The sequence below is a fragment of the Amycolatopsis taiwanensis DSM 45107 genome, from assembly GCF_000519205.1.
GTDB classification, from domain to species: Bacteria; Actinomycetota; Actinomycetes; order Mycobacteriales; family Pseudonocardiaceae; genus Amycolatopsis_E; species Amycolatopsis_E taiwanensis.
Map to the genome: position 1 here is coordinate 74,611 of NZ_JAFB01000014.1, position 17,534 is coordinate 92,144.

The 17,534-nt window shown below is 68.3% G+C and carries 15 protein-coding genes; 6 read left to right on the forward strand and 9 right to left on the reverse strand.

The genetic code is table 11. The annotated features are described in order from the left end of the window. Nucleotides 1–29: 29 nt before the first annotated feature. The 3 genes from A3CU_RS0112510 to A3CU_RS0112525 form a co-directional block, all read right to left on the reverse strand. Nucleotides 30–1,406, reverse strand: a complete 1,377-nt coding sequence (locus A3CU_RS0112510; protein WP_027942581.1) for an FAD-binding oxidoreductase — start codon at nucleotides 1,404–1,406, stop codon at nucleotides 30–32. Between the two features lie 572 nt (nucleotides 1,407–1,978). Further along, nucleotides 1,979–2,479, reverse strand: coding sequence for a DUF3830 family protein (locus tag A3CU_RS0112520; RefSeq protein WP_027942582.1), 501 nt, complete (start codon nucleotides 2,477–2,479; stop codon nucleotides 1,979–1,981). A gap of 2 nt (nucleotides 2,480–2,481) precedes the next feature. Continuing rightward, complete coding sequence (locus A3CU_RS0112525) at nucleotides 2,482–3,738, reverse strand: aspartate aminotransferase family protein (RefSeq protein ID WP_027942583.1); 1,257 nt, start codon at nucleotides 3,736–3,738, stop codon at nucleotides 2,482–2,484. A gap of 229 nt (nucleotides 3,739–3,967) precedes the next feature. On the opposite strand from A3CU_RS0112525, the gene A3CU_RS0112530 reads away from it, so the two are divergent. Then, complete coding sequence (locus A3CU_RS0112530; RefSeq protein WP_043840987.1) at nucleotides 3,968–5,422, forward strand: NAD-dependent succinate-semialdehyde dehydrogenase; 1,455 nt, start codon at nucleotides 3,968–3,970, stop codon at nucleotides 5,420–5,422. Next, nucleotides 5,419–6,507: a tartrate dehydrogenase gene (locus tag A3CU_RS0112535; protein WP_027942585.1), complete on the forward strand. Its 1,089-nt coding sequence runs from the start codon at nucleotides 5,419–5,421 to the stop codon at nucleotides 6,505–6,507. The genes A3CU_RS0112530 and A3CU_RS0112535 overlap by 4 nt, the downstream gene beginning before the upstream one ends. Here A3CU_RS0112535 and A3CU_RS0112540 read toward each other — a convergent pair. The 4 genes from A3CU_RS0112540 to A3CU_RS0112560 all read right to left on the reverse strand — a co-directional run bounded on the left by A3CU_RS0112540 (nucleotide 6,487) and on the right by A3CU_RS0112560 (nucleotide 9,707). Then, nucleotides 6,487–6,711: a DUF3592 domain-containing protein gene (locus A3CU_RS0112540; RefSeq protein WP_027942586.1), complete on the reverse strand. Its 225-nt coding sequence runs from the start codon at nucleotides 6,709–6,711 to the stop codon at nucleotides 6,487–6,489. The genes A3CU_RS0112535 and A3CU_RS0112540 overlap by 21 nt on opposite strands. A 370-nt stretch (nucleotides 6,712–7,081) precedes the next feature. Beyond that, nucleotides 7,082–7,750, reverse strand: a complete 669-nt coding sequence (locus A3CU_RS0112550) for a GntR family transcriptional regulator (RefSeq protein WP_027942587.1) — start codon at nucleotides 7,748–7,750, stop codon at nucleotides 7,082–7,084. Nucleotides 7,751–8,088: 338 nt separating this feature from the next. Next, complete coding sequence (locus A3CU_RS44535; protein ID WP_052371670.1) at nucleotides 8,089–8,829, reverse strand: maleate cis-trans isomerase family protein; 741 nt, start codon at nucleotides 8,827–8,829, stop codon at nucleotides 8,089–8,091. A gap of 140 nt (nucleotides 8,830–8,969) precedes the next feature. Next, nucleotides 8,970–9,707: a maleate cis-trans isomerase family protein gene (locus tag A3CU_RS0112560; protein WP_027942588.1), complete on the reverse strand. Its 738-nt coding sequence runs from the start codon at nucleotides 9,705–9,707 to the stop codon at nucleotides 8,970–8,972. 156 nt (nucleotides 9,708–9,863) lie between these two features. On the opposite strand from A3CU_RS0112560, the gene A3CU_RS0112565 reads away from it, so the two are divergent. Both A3CU_RS0112565 and A3CU_RS0112570 read left to right on the forward strand, forming a co-directional pair. Next, nucleotides 9,864–10,784, forward strand: a complete 921-nt coding sequence (locus A3CU_RS0112565) for a D-2-hydroxyacid dehydrogenase (RefSeq protein ID WP_156960354.1) — start codon at nucleotides 9,864–9,866, stop codon at nucleotides 10,782–10,784. Between the two features lie 134 nt (nucleotides 10,785–10,918). After that, nucleotides 10,919–12,322, forward strand: a complete 1,404-nt coding sequence (locus A3CU_RS0112570; RefSeq protein ID WP_027942590.1) for an amidase — start codon at nucleotides 10,919–10,921, stop codon at nucleotides 12,320–12,322. A 432-nt stretch (nucleotides 12,323–12,754) separates the two neighbouring features. Here A3CU_RS0112570 and A3CU_RS0112575 read toward each other — a convergent pair whose 3' ends face one another. Then, nucleotides 12,755–14,122: a WS/DGAT/MGAT family O-acyltransferase gene (locus A3CU_RS0112575; RefSeq protein ID WP_027942591.1), complete on the reverse strand. Its 1,368-nt coding sequence runs from the start codon at nucleotides 14,120–14,122 to the stop codon at nucleotides 12,755–12,757. Nucleotides 14,123–14,251: 129 nt separating this feature from the next. Between A3CU_RS0112575 and A3CU_RS0112580 the strand changes: the two genes are divergently transcribed. Beyond that, nucleotides 14,252–15,253, forward strand: a complete 1,002-nt coding sequence (locus tag A3CU_RS0112580; RefSeq protein WP_027942592.1) for a glutathione S-transferase family protein — start codon at nucleotides 14,252–14,254, stop codon at nucleotides 15,251–15,253. A 68-nt stretch (nucleotides 15,254–15,321) separates the two neighbouring features. Continuing rightward, nucleotides 15,322–16,983, forward strand: coding sequence for a thiamine pyrophosphate-binding protein (locus tag A3CU_RS0112585; protein ID WP_084143229.1), 1,662 nt, complete (start codon nucleotides 15,322–15,324; stop codon nucleotides 16,981–16,983). A gap of 61 nt (nucleotides 16,984–17,044) precedes the next feature. Here A3CU_RS0112585 and A3CU_RS0112590 read toward each other — a convergent pair whose 3' ends face one another. Further along, nucleotides 17,045–17,482 carry a VOC family protein gene (locus A3CU_RS0112590; RefSeq protein ID WP_027942594.1) on the reverse strand — a complete coding sequence of 146 codons (438 nt, stop codon included), beginning with the start codon at nucleotides 17,480–17,482 and terminating at the stop codon, nucleotides 17,045–17,047. Nucleotides 17,483–17,534: the final 52 nt, after the last annotated feature.

Sequence of the window (17,534 nt, forward strand, 5' to 3'; positions counted from 1 at the left end):
CGAAATCAGGGGTCACCGGGTTGACCCGGTCAGTCGAACAGGGTGCCGGGGTTGAGGATGTTCCGCGGATCGAAGGCCTGCTTGATCCGCCGCAGCAGCGCGATTTTCGCCGGATCTTCCAGGGCCAGGAAATGGTCCTTCTTCGCCTCGCCGATACCGTGCTCGCCGGAGATCGCGCCGCCCGCGGCCATGCCCGCGGCGAAGATGTCGTGCAGGAGTTCGTGCCGCCGCTGCGGGTCCTTGCAGAAGATGCCGAGGTGCACGTTGCCGTCTCCGGCGTGTCCGCAACCGATCGCGCCCGCCTCGGCGGCGGTGGCGATTTCCCGTACCGTGGCAAGGAAACCGGGCATCTCCGAGCGCGGCACGACTACGTCGATCACGTCGTCCGCGCCCGCGGCCTTCGCCGTCCAGAAAGCCCTTTCCCGCGCTTCGATGAGTTTTCGTGCGGACCCGCCGTCGAGCACGTAGACGTCCGCCGCGCCCAGGTCGGCCAGCAGTTCCCCGGCACGCTCGACGTCACCGTCCAGCCGGTCCGAGTCGCGGTTTTGCAGGCCTACCACCAAATAGGCTTGCGTCGCGTCGCGGATTTCGTCGGGCACACCGAGCGAGAGTTGTTCGGTGTAGACGATCGCGGCCATCGTCAGGTTGTCGATGTATTCGAGGATGTCCGGGGTCAGCCCGCTGGCAAGGATCTTCGGCACCGCCTTCATGACCTTGTCGAGGTCGCCGAAGGGGGCCAGCAGGGTCGAGGTGTGCGCGAGCCTCGGGTACAGCTTGACGATCACCTCGGTGGCCAGCGCGAGGGTGCCCTCCGAGCCGATGATGAGCTGGGTGAGGTCGTAGCCCGAGGAGATCTTCGAGGTCTTGCCGCCGGTGCGGATGATCTCGCCGGTCGGCAGTACCGCTTGGAGCCCGAGAACGTTGTTCCTGGTCACGCCGTATTTCACGGCACGCATGCCACCCGCGTTCGTGCCGACGGTGCCTCCGACACTGGCGCTCAGCTCACCCGGGTACACCGTGTAGGCCAGGCCGGCGGCGGCGGTGGATCGGTCGAGCTCGGCCAGTGTCACACCCGGCTGCACGACCGCGACCTGGTTGTCCACGTCGATCTCCAGCACCGAGTTCATGCGTTCAAAGGAGATCAGCAGGCCGTCGGGGCGCGGCCGGGCGGCGCCGGACAGGCCGCTGCCGGTGCCGCGCGCGGTGACCGGCACGCCGTGCTCGGCGGCCGTCCTCAGCAGCGCGGCGACCTCTTCGGCCGTGGCCGGCTTGGCCACGGCGGCGGGTTTGGAAGGCTCGCAGGTGAGGGACTCGTCGCGCGCGTAGTCCTCCGGAATCCGGTCCCCGGTGAGCAGGTCGTGCTCGCCGACGATCTCGGCGAAGCGGGCTGCGACGGCATCGTCCATGCCGATCAGCGTAGTACGCCGACGTTGCCGGCAGGTGCCCGGCGACGGCAGCCGAACGGCCGGTTTTCGCTGCTGGAAAACAGCGAGAAACCGGCCGTTTCGCCTCCTGCGGTCTGGAACGCTAGATCAGACCAGCCAGCTCAGGAAGTGCCCGAGGTGGGCCACCAGGTTGCCGAGCAGGTCGTGCGGGTGGTGAAAGTGGGTGAAGGACGGGTGCATTCACGGGCTCCTTATCGGATTCAATTGCGTGAAAGTGCCTGCTTTCGAAAGCGAGGAGAGTATTTTCGGAGCCGCCCGGAGATGTCAATCTTTGCGAACCCCGGGCGGCCCTGTCCTCGCTGATCGAAAAGCGTGTCGGGGCTAACCCAACGACACCTTCACCTTTTCCCGTGCGGTTATTCCCCACTGTCGAGTGAGCATCCATCCGTCGGTCGAGTGACCGACCCGGGGTTCGGTGCAGCGAACCCCCGGCCTTTCGTCGAGTCGTCACCCCGGGTGGGTGAATCCGTTCCCGTGACTTCCAGACCACACGAATGAGTGAGCCGATTAGGATGCGTCCACTCGAACAGTCCCTAGTCCGCCCTGGCGAAGGAGAGGGTTTCTCCCTCGACCCCGCGCAGCCAGAGATCCTGCGCGGCCGCCGCCATTTCGGGCAGGCCCTCGACGATCGTGGCGAACACGTTGCCCGGCACCCAGCCGGCGTCGCCGTTTATCAACAGGTTGTTCCGGCCGTAGAAGATGGCCAGGTCGGTCGCGCCCTGCGCACCGTGCGCCTCGCTGGAGTCCTCGTAACCGTAGGCCGGATTGCCGATTTCCCACGCTTCGAAACCGAAATAGACGACGTCCCCGGGAATGGGGGTGACCGTCGGGTTCTCCCGGCCCGGTTGCGGCTGCGCGAACGGCGGCACCAGCGTGTAGATCTCATTGCGCGCGTATTTCGCGTGGTAGGCGGAACCGCTTTGCGGGAGGGCGTCCCAGACCGCGCGACAGGTGCGCGGCGCCTGGTCGTCGAGCAGCAGTGCCCGGCAGGACACGCCGCGCTTGTCCAGCGTGATGGTGATGTATCGAGCCATGTTCATCCCTTCGTGACGGCCGCGACCGTCTCACCCCAGATACCCAGTGCCTCATCGACCTGTTCGGAGCTGACCACCAGCGGCGGAATCATCCGAACCACGTTCATGTATGCCCCGCACGTGAGCAGTAACAGTCCCCGCTTCGCCGCCTCCTGCTGAGCGGCCTGTGCGGTGGCGGTGTCCGGCTTGCCGTCGGCGGTGGTGAACTCGGAGCCGATGAGCAGGCCGAGCCCGCGCACCTCTCCGATGGCCGGGGTCTTGTCGGCCACCAGCCGCGCGCCTTCGAGCAACTGCTGCCCGCGTGCCGCCGCGTTGTCCACCAGTCCCTCATCTTCGATCACGTCCAGGGTGGCCAGCGCCGCCGCGCACGAAACCGCGTTGCCGCCGTAGGTGCCGCCCTGCGAGCCCGGGAACGCCTTCGCCATCAGTTCCTGCGACGCCGCGATGCCGGACAGCGGGAAGCCGCTCGCCAGGCCCTTCGCGATGGTCACCACGTCGGGCCGTACGCCGAAGTGGTCGAGTCCCCAATACTTGCCGGTGCGGCCGAAACCGGTCTGGATCTCGTCCAGCACCAGCAGGATCCCGTGCTCGTCGGCCCGCTCTCGCAGCCCGGCGAAGAACTCCGCGTTGCCCGGCACGTACCCGCCTTCGCCGAGCATCGGCTCGACGAAGAACGCGGCGGTCTCCTGCGGAGAACTGATCGTGGCGAACAGGTAGTCCAGCTCCCGCAGCGCGAACTTGGTCGCGGTCGCCTCGTCCCAGCCGTAGTGATACGCATACGGGAAGGGAGCGACGTGCACACCGCTCATCAGCGGCGAGAACCCGGCGCTGAACCGGGTGCCCGAGGTGGTCATGGTCGCGGCCGCGACCGTGCGGCCGTGAAAACCGCCTTGGAACACCACGATGTTCGGCCTTCCGGTGGCCTGCCGGGACAACCGCAGCGCGGCTTCGATCGCCTCACTGCCCGAGTTGGCGAAGAACAGCGAGTCGAGCCCGGCGGGCAGCACATCGCCGAGGCGCTCGGTCAGCCGCAGCAGCGGCTGGTGCATGACCGTCGTGTACTGGCCGTGGATCAGCTTCCCGACCTGCTCCTGCGCCGCCCGCACCACGCGGGGATGGCAGTGGCCGGTGCTGGTGACCCCGATGCCCGCGGTGAAGTCGAGATAGCGGTTGCCGTCGACGCCGTAGAGATAACAGCCCTCGCCGTGATCGACGACGACCGGGGTGGCCTGCTTGAGTAGGGGCGAGAGCTGGGTCATCGGGGCTCCTCGGGTGTGTGCCGCGATTTCGGGTGCCGGGAAGATCACTCGCCGGGGAGTGATCTTTGCTCGGGTGTCTGGTTACGTTGCCATTGTGGGCCGGACAGGGCCCTTGGGAGAGCCTTTTCCTCGCCCGGCAGCCAGCCGGGCTCGGTGGTTACAACGTGGTTGTAGATTGTTGACAACATGCATAGCATGGCGGCCGGAGCGGGTGCAATGGAGGACACAGATGAGCGAGACCAGTGTGGTCGAAGCGGTCGGCAAGGAACTGTTCATCGGCGGAAAGTGGGTCCCCGCGACGGGCGGCCGCACCTTCGGCGTGGAGGACCCGTCCACCGGCCGGGTGCTCTGTAAGGTCGCCGATGCCACCCCGCAGGACGGCCTGGCCGCCCTCGATGCCGCGGTCGCCGCGCAGGCGGAGTGGGCCGCCACCGCGCCCCGCGAACGCAGCGAAATCCTGCGCCGCGCGTTCGAGTTGCTCAACGCGCGGAACGAGGAACTGGCGCTGTTGATGACCCTGGAGATGGGCAAGCCGCTGGCCGAGGCGCGCGGCGAAATCTCTTACGCCGCCGAGTTCTTCCGGTGGTTCTCCGAAGAGGCCGTGCGGATCGACGGTGGGTACCAGGTCGCGCCGAACGGCAGCGGGCGCTTCCTGGTCACCCGGCAGCCGGTCGGGCCGACGCTGCTGATCACCCCGTGGAACTTCCCGATGGCCATGGGCGGCCGCAAGATCGGCCCGGCGATCGCGGCCGGCTGCACGATGGTGATCAAGCCGGCCGAGCAGACCCCGCTGTCGATGCTCGCCCTCGCGGAGATCCTCGCCGAGGCCGGACTGCCCGACGGGGTGCTCAACGTGGTCACCACGACCGATCCCGGCGGCGTGATGGAACCGCTGATCCGCGACGGCCGGGCGCGCAAGCTCTCCTTCACCGGCTCCACCGCGGTCGGCCGCAAGCTGCTCGAACAATGTGCGGACAAGGTGTTGCGCACGTCCATGGAACTCGGTGGCAACGCGCCGTTCGTGGTGTTCGACGACGCGGATCTCGACGCGGCGATCGACGGCGCGATGCAGGCGAAGATGCGCAACATCGGTGAGGCATGCACTGCCGCGAACCGGTTCTACGTGCAGCGCGGCGTCGCGGACGAGTTCGCGCGCAGGCTCACCGAGCGGATGGCGGCGCTGCCGATGGGCCGCGGTACCGAACCGGGTGTGGTGGTCGGTCCGCTGATCGACGCCGACGCGGTCGAGAAGGTCAGTTCGCTGGTGCAGGACGCGGCCGACCGGGGGGCGCAGGTGCTCACCGGTGGGGCCACTGTGGACGGTCCCGGCCATTTCTACCAGGCCACCGTGCTCACCGGCGTGCCCCGCGATGCCCGGATGGCCAGCGAGGAGATCTTCGGCCCGGTGGCGCCGATCTCGGTGTTCGACACCGAGGACGAGGCCGTCGCCGCGGCCAACAACACCGACTTCGGCCTGGTGAGTTACGTCTACACCAACGATCTCAAGCGAGCGTTGCGAGTTTCGGAGCGGCTGGAAGCCGGGATGATCGGCCTGAACCAGGGCATCGTGTCCAACCCGGCGGCACCCTTCGGCGGGGTCAAGCAGTCCGGGCTGGGCCGGGAAGGCGGGAGCGTGGGCATCGACGAGTTCCTGGAGATCAAGTACGTCGCGGTGGCCCTGTGAACGGGCGCAGTTATCAGATCGCGAGCATTCCCGGGGACGGGATCGGCGTCGACGTCGTCATCGAGGCACGCAAGGTGCTCGACCGGGCGGCCGCCCTGCACGGCTTCGATCTGGGGTGGACGGAGTTCGACTGGAGCTGCGAGCGCTACGCCCGCACCGGCACCATGATGCCCGAGGACGGCGTCGAGCAGTTGTCTGCGTTCGACGGGATCTTTCTCGGCGCGGTGGGCTTTCCCGGCGTGCCGGACCATGTTTCCCTTTGGGGACTGCTGATTCCGATACGCCGGGCGTTCGCGCAGTACGTCAACCTCCGGCCGGTGCGCCTGCTGCCCGGCACCTCCTCGGTCCTGAAGAACCGGAGCGCGGAAGAACTGGAGATGGTGATCGTCCGGGAGAATTCCGAGGGCGAGTATTCGACGATCGGCGGCCGGCAGACCGGCCCGGCCGGCGAGTTCGCCGTGCAGGAGTCGGTGTTCACCCGGGCCGGCGTGGAACGGATCATCCGCTATGCCTTCGAACTCGCGCGCACCCGCGCGGGCCGGGTGTGCTCGGCGACGAAGTCCAACGGGATCATCCACACCATGCCGTTCTGGGACGAGATCTTCACCGAGGTCGCGGCCGGTTACCCGGATGTCCACAGTGAACAGTGCCATATCGACGCGCTGGCGGCCCGGATGGTGCAGCAGCCCGACCGGCTGGACGTCGTCGTCGGCTCGAACCTGTTCGGCGACATCCTCAGCGACCTGGCCGCCGCGATCACCGGCGGGCTGGGCATGGCACCCTCGGGCAACATCAACCCGGCCGGGGAGTACCCGTCGATGTTCGAGGCGGTGCACGGCAGCGCGCCGGACATCGCCGGGCAGGGCATCGCGAACCCGGTCGCGCAGATCCTCGCCGGGGCGATGATGCTGGAGCACCTCGGGGAGAGCGCCGCCGCGCGGGCGGTCAACGCCGCCGTCGAGGGCGTGCTGGCCGCCGGCGAGGTGGCGACGCCGGATCTCGGCGGCAAGTCCACCACCGCCGACCTCGGCACGGCCATCGCCGCGGCCCTCGATGCGAGCCCATCACGAATAGCGGGCGATTAGCGTGCCCACCCCGGTGAATATGAGCCCGACCAGGAACATCGCCATGCCGGCGGCAACGCCGGAATTCCCGCCCTTGGCCACCTGCGCTTGATCGGGATTCGCCGGATTGACCAGGACCTCGACGGGGAACGGAAAGCTGCGCAGCGTTCCGGTCGAACTGCCCGTCGGGTTCCTGGCCGTCCGGGTCACGCCGTCATCGTCCACCCATTGCAGTATCCAGAACTGGTGGCTGGAGCCTCCTGATCGTTCCCAGGCATAGCTGACCGCCTCGCCCCGGTAGCGTTTTCACCGTCGCCGCCGGTACACCACCAGCCACAGACCCCGGATGCCGATTATCGCCAGCAAGATCCCCAGGACGATGAACCCGATGGCCATCCGAACCTCTCCGTGTTACTCAGAACGTGTCCGGGTAGCCAGGCCGTGACTGCTCCTCGTCGGCTTCCGGTTGATCACGACGGCGGCCTGCTTCCCGCTCACAAGTTAACGTTGTGCTGGGTCGCCGAGCGTGCTCGTCTTGCGTTTGAATAACCCACGTCACAGTTTCAATGGTGTGTTCGGCTGGTGGGTTCCTCGGTCAGGCGGGCGGCGAGTACAGGCTCAGGCCGGGCGCCAGGCGCCGCACGGCGTCTTCCATGTGCGCCTCCAGCAACGACAGCGCGGCCTTCTCGTCGCGGGCCCGGATGGCTTCGGTGATCCGCTTGTGCTCGGTGACGCGCTCCTCGGCGTCGACGTACGTCCGGCCCAGCGCGGACACGCACATCCGCGTCTCGACGAGCAGTGCGCGTGCCATGCGCTGCAAGCGCTTGCTGCCCGACCCCGCGACCAGCTCCTCGTGGAACCGAAGGTCGGCTTCGGTGACCGCGGTTTCGTCGGCGCTCGTCATCTCCTGCACGACCTCGGCGAGCCGGTCCGCCACCTGTTCGGGGTCGCCGCGCAGAACACCCAGCACCGCCGACCGCTCGATGGCCAGCCGGGCGGTGTAGATGTCGTGGACGTCGGCCGGTTCGAGGTCGATCACGAACAGCCCGCGATGCCGCTCGCTGCGCAGCAAACCCTCCGACACCAGTCGCTGCATCGCTTCACGCAGGGGCCCGCGTGATACCTGGAACTGCGCGGCCAGCTCGGTCTCGCCGAGCTGGGCACCGGGCGGCAGCGCGCCGTTCATGATCGCCTCACGCAGCTGGCGGGCGATGATCGCGGCGGTCGATTCCCGGCTGACCGGCTCGATTTCGGTCAACGACACCGAAGGCGGCGCTGGGTGCGCAGGCCGCGGCCGCGCCGGTACCTTCTGCCGCCGGGTGCCCTTCCGCACGGCGCGCCCGCGCACCACGGTCCGGTCGGCGTTTCCCCCGACGGACGAATCCCCGGCCGTACCGGGCGATTCCAGCGCCTTTCCCTCAGTGCCTGGTTGAGGACCCGCCCACCCGATCTTGTGGACAGGGCTCTCCTGACCGCGTTGCTCACGGTTTTCCTGCGCGGAGCCCTGCCCCCAAGATCTCCTGCCTTCGGACGGCGGGTTCGAGGACTCACCTTCACCAGGGATCTGGCGGTTTCCGAACAGACTTTCCGTACTCACCTGACTCATGCCTTCCGATCCTCATCCGGTGGTCGAGCCGCCCGGAACAGCGCCCCCAGCCGGTCCGTCTGCGGGATGTCCCCGGCCAGCCGCAGTCCTTCCCAGATCGTCACCTGATTCGCCGTGAGCACCGGTTTCCCGAGCTTCTCCTCGATCGCCGGGATGACTCCGAGCGTACGCATGGCGGTGTCCGGGATCAGTACCGCGTCGGCGGCGGGGTGATCATGGCGCACCGCCAGCCGGACCACCGCCTCGGGGGACAGGCGGCCGACCTCGGCGGCCGTGTCGATGCCCTCGCTGCTCATGGACACGATCTCGATCCCGCCCACGGCGAGGAAGTCGACGAAGTACCGGGCCACGTCCGCCGGGTAGCTGGCCGCGACCGCGACCCGGCGGAGGCTCAGCGCCTCGGCCGCGCGCACGAAGGCGAACGAGGTGCTCGACGCGGGCTTGCCGGCCGCCGCGGCCAGCTTCTCGACCTGCTCGTGCGCGCCGTCCCATTCGTAGACGAAGCTGCCGCTGGTACACGCCCAGACCACCGAGTCGGGTTCGTGCTCGGCGAGCAGCGCCGCGCCCTCGGCCAGCCGTCGCTCGCTGCCCAGATCCAGCAGTTCCGGCACGGCATGCAGGTCGGTGCCGTAGATGTGCCGCACCGGAAGCGCCACGCCGTCGCCGAACAGCCGTTCGGCGAACGGGTAGTCGTCTTCCGCGGCGTGGTCCGGGTAGATGAAACCGGCGGTCGGCATGCCACTCCTCTCAAGGGGGTGTGGGGGCGGAGCCCCACGGGGCAGAGCGTGTGGGGCGGAGCCCCACGAGGCAGAACGTTCGAGGGTTTCCAGGCGGGTTCCGGGGGTTGCACCCCCAGAAGCGATAGTTGTTGACAATCCTACACGTCGCGAAGCCATTTTCCGGGCCCCACGATCGGTAGTTCCATCCGCGTCAGGCAGGCCCACATGGTGAGCTGGTTCGCGGTGAGCACCGGCTTGCCCAGTGCCGTTTCCAGCGGCTCGATCAGGTCGTAGGTCGGGAGGTTGGTGCAGCTGACGAAAATCGCCTCGGCGTCTTCATGATCCGCGGCGAGGATCCGCTCGGCGATGGTGCGGTAACTGACCTTCCAGATGCCACCGCCGAGGCCGAGGTGGTCGCTGGCCACCGTCACCACGTTCAACTCGGCGAGGAAGTCGTGCAGCTTCCCGGTCAGGTCGCCGTCGTACGGCGTGATCACCGCGAGCCGGTGCAGGTTCAACCGTTCCAGCACCTCGGCCAGCGCGCCCGACGTCGTCACCGCGTCGGGTGCGCCGGCGTCACAGATCGCCTTGCACAGCGACCGTTCGTAGTTCACCCCGTTGACGAAACTGCCCGATGTGCACAGGTATGCGACGACCTCGGGTTCGACGTGCAGCACGTCCCGGGTCGCGGCAGCGAGGTGCCGGCTGTCGCTGACCAGTTGCGCCATCTCCATACTCACCGGCACGGGCTCGTAGGGTGTGCGCGCCAGGTGCAGGGAGACCTCCATGGGCACCCAGCGCCAGAGCTCGCGCTCCAGGGCCAGGTCGAAGGGGGCGATGACGCCGATACCACGCTGAGCCAAAGGGCCGTCGAATACAGGGAAGTCCAAATCCAAGGCTCGTCCTCCGAAGGTTGTTCGCTGCAAGACAAAGCCTCCGGGGTGGCTCCTCGGATTGTTGACAATCATACGACCGACTCCTACCGTGTCAACGTGATCGGCACGAACAGCCCAGTGCTCGTGGTGCTGGAAGGTGACCAGCACCCACCTCGCATGGGGCCCATCGAAGCCTCTGCCCTTGTCCGTTACACCCGCGAAGACGGTCTGGCGGAGGCGCTGCGCGGAGCCGACGCGCTATTCCTTTACGACTTTCAGTCCAGCGCTTTGCGTGACGTCTGGTCGTCGGCCGACCGCCTGCGCTGGGTCCACGTTGCCGCCGCCGGGGTGGATCCCGTGCTGTTCCCCGAGTTGCGGGAAAGTCAAGTGGTCTTGACCAACTCTCGGGGCGTGTTCGACGGCCCGATCGCCGAATACGTGCTCGGTCTGATACTCGCACTGGCCAAGGATTTCGCTCATACGATCGAGCTGCAACGCCAGGGCCGCTGGCTGCATCGGGAAAGCGAACGGATCGCCGGTGCCCGCGTGCTCGTCGTCGGCACCGGCCCGATCGGGCGCGCGATCGCGAGAATGCTGCGGGCGGTCGGCATGCAGGTGACCGGCATGGGGCGCCGGTCCCAGGCCGACGACCCGGACTTCGGCACGGTGCGACCCTCGGCCGAACTCGTGCGGTGGCTTCCCGAAATGGACTACGTCGTCGCCGTGGCGCCGCTGACCGAGCAGACCAAGGGCATGTTCGACGAGGCGGCGTTCGCCGCGATGAAACCGGGCGCCCGCTTCGTCAACGTCGGCCGGGGCGCGTTGATGGACACGTCGGCCCTGGTCGCGGCCCTGCGCGACGGGCGGCTGGCCGGCGCGGCGCTGGACGTGTTCGAGACCGAGCCGTTACCCGGTGACAGTCCATTGTGGAATCTTCCGGGCGTGCTGGTGTCGCCGCACATGTCCGGGGATTTCGTCGGCTGGCGCGACACGCTGGTCGAGGTGTTCGCGGACAACTTCCAGCGCTGGCAAACTGGCCGTCCGCTTCGTAATGTGGTGGACAAACAGCTGGGCTACGTACCTTCGAGAGGTGTGTAATTCGAAACGTGAGACGGGCGCTCGTGGTGACGGCAGCAACGGTGCCCTGTGGGGCGCCACCCCCACGCCCCCACTGGGGCAAGCCCTCAGACCCCCTGGCCACCCGCACGCGTTCTGAATAACACAGGAGATTGATGAGCAAGCTTTTGACGGCGAGCGAAATGGTCGCCGCATACTCCGCCGGTGAGATTTCCCCCGTCGAGACGACAGAGGCCGCGTTGCGGGCGATCGAGGAGCGCGACGGCGAACTGGACTCCTACTGCCTGGTCGACCGGGAAGCGGCGCTGGCAGACGCGCGCGCCTCGGAAACCCGATGGCGGGAGGGCAATCCCATCGGGTGGCTGGACGGCGTGCCGGCGTCGATCAAGGACATGTTCCTCACCCGGGGCTGGCCGACGCTTCGCGGGTCCACCTGCGTCGAGGAGGACCAGTCGTGGGACGTGGACAGCCCGGTCACCGCCCGGATGCGGGAGAACGGGCTCGTCGTGCTCGGCAAGACCACCACACCCGAACTGGCCTGGAAGGGCGTCACCGACAGCCCGCTCACCGGAATCACGCGCAACCCGTGGAACCCCGCGCTGACTCCCGGCGGGTCGAGCGGCGGGAGCGCGGCCGCGGTGGCGGCGGGCATGGGCGAGCTGTCCGTGGGCACCGACGGCGGCGGCTCGGTCCGGATCCCGGCGTCGTTCTGCGGAATCGTCGGCCTCAAGCCCACTCACGGGCGGATCCCGCTGTACCCGGCAAGTCCGTTCGGCGCGCTTTCGCACGCTGGGCCGATGGCGCGCTCGGTCTACGACGTCGCCTTGATGCTGGACGTGCTCGCGCTGCCCGACCACCGGGACCCCGCCGCGCTGCCACCGGCCGAGAGCGTCTACCGCGAGGCCGTACGGCGCGACGTCCGTGGCCTGATCGCCGCGTTCTCACCCACCCTCGGCTACGTGAACGTGGACCCGGAAGTGGCGGCCGTCGTGCGCGCCGCGGTGACGGCCCTCGACGAGGCGGGGCTGCGGGTCGAGGAAACCGATCCCGGCTTCACCGACCCCAAGGAGGCCTTCGACGTCCTGTGGTCGACGGGCGCCGCGCAGTGGCTGAACACCTTCCCGGCCGGATCGGAGGAGAAGATCGACGCCGGGCTGCGGCGCGTCTGGCAGCAGGGCAAGACGTACTCGGCCGCCGACTACCTGGCCGCGAACGCCGAACGAGCCGCGCTGGGCATCCTCATGGGCGAGTTCCATTCGCGCTACGACGTGCTCATCACCCCGACCGTGCCGATCCCGCCGTTCGAGGCCGGGCACGACGTGCCGCCGGGCAGTGGGCTGACCGAGTGGCCCGAGTGGACCCCGTTCACCTACCCGTTCAACATGACCCAGCAGCCGGCGATCTCGGTTCCGGCCGGGTTCACCACGAGCGGGCTGCCGGTCGGCCTTCAGGTCGTCGGGCCGCGGCACTCCGACGATCTGGTGCTCGCCGTGGCCAAGCTGCTCGAAGACGTATGCCCCTGGCCCACCGACCGCCCCGCCGCACCCGGCCCGCGCTAGCGCTTGTCGACTTCGACAAGCGCTAGCGCCTTGTCGACTTCGAGAAGCTGACGTCACGAACCCACACCCCGCCCCACCGGCCCCGGAACTCGCCCGCCCCAACCCGGAGCTCGCCCGCCCCAACTCGGAACTTGGCAGCCGGAACCCGGGCTCCCCAACCGGGGACACGGCGGCCGGAACCCGGAGCTCGCCGGCCTAAACCCGGAACTCGGGGGCCTAAACCCGGAACTCGGCGGCCGGAACCCGGAACTCGGCCTCCCCAACCGGGGACACGCCGAGCCCCGGCGTGTCCCCGGTTCAGGCGCGTGTGTTCCGGGTTCAGGCGCGTGAGTTCTCGGTTCGGGTGGGCGAGTTCCCGGTTCGGGTGCGTGTGTTCCGGGTTCAGGTGGGCGCTCGGTTCGGGTCGGGCGCGTCCCTGCGTATCGGGCAGCGTCAGCGAGTGGCGTGTTCGAGTTCGGCCAGGGCGGTGTCCAGGTGGAGGAGCAGGCGCTGCAGGTGCGGGACCGAGCGGCGGCAGCCGGTGACGCCGAAGTCGAGGTTGTCGCCGTTGCTGGTCACCGTGATGTTGAGCGCCTGACCGTCGAGCAGCACCGACGCGGGATAAATGCCGTCGAGTTTCGCGCCGTTCCAGTACATCTGCTCGCTCGGGCCGGGCACGTTCGAGATGACCAGGTTGAACGGTGGCCTCGTGTTCACGGCCAGGCCCGTCAGGCTCGTGACACCGACTTGAGCCACGTTGAGCGCGGACAGCAGCAGCGCCTGCACCGGCGTCAGCTCCCGGAAGACCCGTTTGGCCTCCCGCATGGACCGGTGGATAGCGCCCAGCCGCGCGGCCGGGTCCTTCCGGTCGGTGCCCAGGTTGCAGAGCACCGCGCCGATCTTGTTGCCGCCTCCGTGCTCGGTGTCCGACGGCTTGCGCATCGACACCGGCACCATCGCGACCAGCGGGTCGTCCGGCAGCGCACTCTGCTCGATCAGATAGTCACGCAGCGCACCGGAGCACATCGCCAGCATCACGTCGTTGGTGGACGTGCCCGTGGCGGTGGCGATCTCACGGACGCGGGTCAGCGACCACGACTGGGCGGCGAACCGCCGGGCGCCACCGATCGGGACGTTGAGCATCGTCTTCGGAGCCTGTATCGGGAGGGTCAGCGCGTTTTCCCGGAACACCTCGTTCGCCACCTTGAACGCCGCCGGGGCGAGCGTCACGAGTTGGTCGACCGATTCGCGCGCGGTGCGCAGCAGGGAAAAGCGAGGACCGCGCTCCTCGTCACTCTTGCGTGGCCGCCGGGGCGCCCACTGCGGCGGGCATTCGAAGTCGAACGGATCCGGGCTCAGCGTGCTCTGCAGGTGCCGCAACGCCGACACACCGTCCAGCAGCGCGTGATGGATCTTGCTGAACACCGCGAAGCGGCCGTCCTGCATGCCTTCCACGAGATGGCTCTCCCACAGCGGGCGATGCCGGTCGAGCAGGATGCTGTGCCAGCGGGAGGCGAGCTCGAGCAGTTCGCGCACGCGCCCGGGTTGCGGCAGCGCGGAATGGCGGAAGTGGTAATCCAGGTCGACGTCGTCGTCCTCGACCCAGGCGAGATAACCCGCCGTGTTCAAGGGCTTGGCGGGACGGCGGCGGAACAGCGGGTCGATGTCGTTCTTCTTGAGCAGGTCGTCGTGGAGGTTGCGGAGGTACTGGCCGTCCGCGCCCTCGGGCTTGCGGAAGAGTTGGAGGCCGCCCACGTGCATGGGGTGCTCACGGCTTTCGATGAAAAGGAACACCGAGTCCGTGACCGGCATCAATGTCATTGTGACCACCTCTCGCCTCACCCCGGATGGTCAGTCTACGCAGCATGAACACTATTCACAGCGCGAGATGGGCTCCCGCGGTAACCCGAGCACGCTCTTTGCGCAGCACAGAAAGTCTAGGCTAGGGGAATGACCATTCCGACCAATCCCGAAACCGGAGAATTCGTTCGGGCACCCAATCACTTCGCCGCGCGCATCACCTCGGACGGGCGAGACGGCTGGCCGGCGGAGCCCGGCCGGTACCGGCTCGTGGTCAGCCGGGCGTGCCCGTGGGCGAGCCGCGGGCTCATCGTGCGCCGGCTGCTCGGCCTCGAGGACGCGATCTCGGTGGCGATCGCGGACCCGATCCAGGACCACCGCAGCTGGCGGTTCACCCTGGATGAGGGCGGGAGGGATCCGGTGCTGGGCATCCGGTTCCTGGCCGAGGCGTATCACGCGGCGGAGCCCGACTACGACGGCGGCATCAGCGTGCCCGCGGTGGTCGACATTCCGAGCGGGAAGCTGGTGACCAACGACTACCCGCAGATCACCCTCGACTTCTCCACCGAGTGGACGGCCTACCACCGGGAGGGCGCGCCGGAGCTGTACCCGGAAAAACACTCCGACGAGATCGACGAGATCAACCGCGGCGTGTACAAGGACGTGAACGCTGCCGTCTACGAAGCGGGCTTCGCCTCGAAACAGTCGGCGTACGAAGACGCTTACCGCCGGTTGTTCGCAAAGCTGGACGAGTTGTCGCAGCGGCTGGAGACCAACCGCTATCTGGTGGGGGACACGATCACCGAAGCCGACATCCGGTTGTTCACCACCCTCGTCCGGTTCGACCCGGTGTATCACGGGCACTTCAAGTGCAACCGGAACAAGCTCAGCGAGATGCCGGTGCTGTGGGCGTATGCGCGGGATCTGTTCCAGACCCCCGGCTTCGGCGACACGGTCGACTTCGACCACATCAAGCGGCACTACTACCAGGTGCACGAGCAGGTCAACCCGACCCGGATCGTCCCGCTGGGCCCGGATCTCTCGTCGTGGGCGACGCCGCACGGGCGGGAGGCGCTCGGCGGCCGCCCGTTCGGGAACGGCACCCCGCCCGGCCCGCCGCCCGCCGCGGAAGTCCTTCCCGCCCAGTGGTAACCAGGGTGCATCCCGCTGTCCGGGCCGGGGATCTCCCGGCCCGGTGGCGAGGGCTTTAACCTGACCTGGTGAGGAAAACCGGCGCGCAGCATCTGGTGGACGTGTTGACCGAGCTCGGCGTCGAGGTTGTGTTCGGCCTTCCCGGGGTGCACAACCTGGCCATCTGGGAAGCGCTTGCTGGAAGTGGGATCCGTGTGGTGGGCGTGCGGCAGGAGCAGACCGCCGGGTACGCGGCCGACGGGTACGCGCGGGCCACCGGAAAGCTCGGGGTCGCGATCGTCACCACCGGCCCGGGCGCCGCGAACACCCTGGCGGCAGTGGGCGAAGCCATGGCGTCGGCATCCCCGGTACTGGTGCTGGCCACCGACATCCCAGCGAAGCTGCGCCGCCCCGGCATGGTGCGCGGGGCGCTGCACGAGACCAGCGACCAGGCGGCGATGTTCGCCCCGGTGACCAAGGCGGCGCGCACGATCGACGCGCCGGAGGAGATCGCACCCGAACTGCTGCGCGCCGCCCGGCTGGCAAGACAACCGCAGAGTGGGCCCGTTTACGTCGGGATACCAACGGATTTCCTGCGCGAGGAAACCTCGAGGCTGCCCGATCCCGAACTCACCGAGCGGTTTCCCGCGGTGAACGTCGACGAGATCGACCACGCGCAACGCCTGCTCTCGTCCGCGGCCCGCCCGCTGATCTGGGCCGGCGGCGGCGCGGTCCGGGCCGGCGCCGGGCCGCTGGTCGCCGAGCTCGCGGAGAAGCTCGCCGCGCCCGTGATCACGACCTTCGCCGGGCGAGGCCTGCTCTCCCCGGCGCATCCATGTGCGGCGCCGAATCCAGTGCACACGCCGGAAGTCGGCGCCCTGTGGGACGAGGCCGACGTGGTGCTGGGCATAGGGACCGACTTCGACGGCCTGATGACCCAGAACTGGCTCATGCCCAAGCCGCCCACGCTCATCGCGGTCAACGTGGACGCCAAAGACGCCGCGAAGAACTACCCGCCGGAGGTGACCCTCGTCGGCGACGCGGGGGACGTGGTCGGCCAGTTGCTCGCCGGGCTCGTGCCCCGGCCGGGACTCGCCGAGCTCACCGAACGCCTGCGGCAGATCGACCAGCGCGTGCGGCGCCGAATTCGCGCCGAGGACCCGCAGGCAGCGGATTTCCTTGGCACGCTGGCGGAAACGCTGCCCGAGAGCGCCGTGCTCGTCGCCGATATGTGCGTTGCCGGCTACTGGGCCGGCGGCTTCCACCGGGTGACCGCGCCGCGCCGTTTTGCCTATCCGATGGGCTGGGGCACGCTCGGGTTCGGCTTCCCGGCTTCGCTGGGCGCCGCCACGGCACTGCCCAACCGGACCGCGGGCGGTGCGGCCGGTCGCGTGGTCTGTGTCAGCGGCGACGGCGGTTTCCTTTACGGATGCGGCGATCTGGCGACTCTCGCGCAGGAATCCCTGCCGGTGACGGTGATCGTCGTCGACGACGGCGGCTACGGCATGCTTCGCTTCGACCAGGACAGCCGCGGCCTGCCGGAACGCGGCGTCAATCTGCACACGCCGGATTTCGTAGGCTTAGCAAGGTCTTTCGGCGTGTACGCTGACCGCGTGGACGGGTTCGGCCGGGCGTTTCGCCGCCTGCTCACCGAGTTCGTCCGCGCCGACGAACCGAACATGCTGGTCGTACGTGCGAGTTTGAAGCCACCCGTCAATACTTCGCCACGTTGGTATCGCGCCACCCGGTAACGGCCACGCTTCCCGCGCGCAGGTTGCTCGTCGCGGCCGAACTGGCCTGGGACCCTTTAGCTCATTGCAGGCAGAACTCGTTTCCTTCCGGGTCCGTGACGGTGGCCCAGGTGTAAGGCCCTTGCTGTCCCCGATACTTCAGCGTCGCGCCGTTGGCCAGCAGCCGGTCCAGCTCCTTCTCCAGGTTTTCCTTGCCCACGAACACATCCAGGTGCACCCGGTTCTTGACCGTCTTGGCCTCCGGCACGCCCTGGAACAGGATCCGCCTCGGTGGCGAAGACCCGCCGCCGTCCGGATGGCGTATCGCCGCGCCCGTCCGCCAGACCAGTACGCCGTGGTACGTCGTGGTGTCTTCTTCGCGGGCTTGGCCTTCGGCGACCATCCGCCGGATGAACGCCTCGTCGCTCGGCTCCACGTGCCAGCCGAGTGCCTCCGCCCACCAGTCGGCGAGCTTGTGCGGTTCCGCCGAGTCGACGGTCACCTGGAAGTCGAATGCCATGGGCGCACGCTAACGCGACCCACCGACATTTTTTGGTCGACCGCCCTGACCA

What these genes read in the sequence shown, in the direction of transcription:
- A3CU_RS0112575 (WP_027942591.1), bottom strand. Translation starts at nt 14,122, where the DNA reads ATGACATTGATGCCGGTCACGGACTCGGTGTTCCTTTTCATCGAAAGC.
- A3CU_RS44535 (WP_052371670.1), bottom strand. Translation starts at nt 8,829, where the DNA reads ATGCCGACCGCCGGTTTCATCTACCCGGACCACGCCGCGGAAGACGAC.
- A3CU_RS0112510 (WP_027942581.1), bottom strand. Translation starts at nt 1,406, where the DNA reads ATGGACGATGCCGTCGCAGCCCGCTTCGCCGAGATCGTCGGCGAGCAC.
- A3CU_RS0112525 (WP_027942583.1), bottom strand. Translation starts at nt 3,738, where the DNA reads ATGACCCAGCTCTCGCCCCTACTCAAGCAGGCCACCCCGGTCGTCGTC.
- A3CU_RS0112580 (WP_027942592.1), top strand. Translation starts at nt 14,252, where the DNA reads ATGACCATTCCGACCAATCCCGAAACCGGAGAATTCGTTCGGGCACCC.
- A3CU_RS0112520 (WP_027942582.1), bottom strand. Translation starts at nt 2,479, where the DNA reads ATGGCTCGATACATCACCATCACGCTGGACAAGCGCGGCGTGTCCTGC.
- A3CU_RS0112565 (WP_156960354.1), top strand. Translation starts at nt 9,864, where the DNA reads ATGGGGCCCATCGAAGCCTCTGCCCTTGTCCGTTACACCCGCGAAGAC.
- A3CU_RS0112530 (WP_043840987.1), top strand. Translation starts at nt 3,968, where the DNA reads ATGAGCGAGACCAGTGTGGTCGAAGCGGTCGGCAAGGAACTGTTCATC.
- A3CU_RS0112570 (WP_027942590.1), top strand. Translation starts at nt 10,919, where the DNA reads ATGAGCAAGCTTTTGACGGCGAGCGAAATGGTCGCCGCATACTCCGCC.
- A3CU_RS0112590 (WP_027942594.1), bottom strand. Translation starts at nt 17,482, where the DNA reads ATGGCATTCGACTTCCAGGTGACCGTCGACTCGGCGGAACCGCACAAG.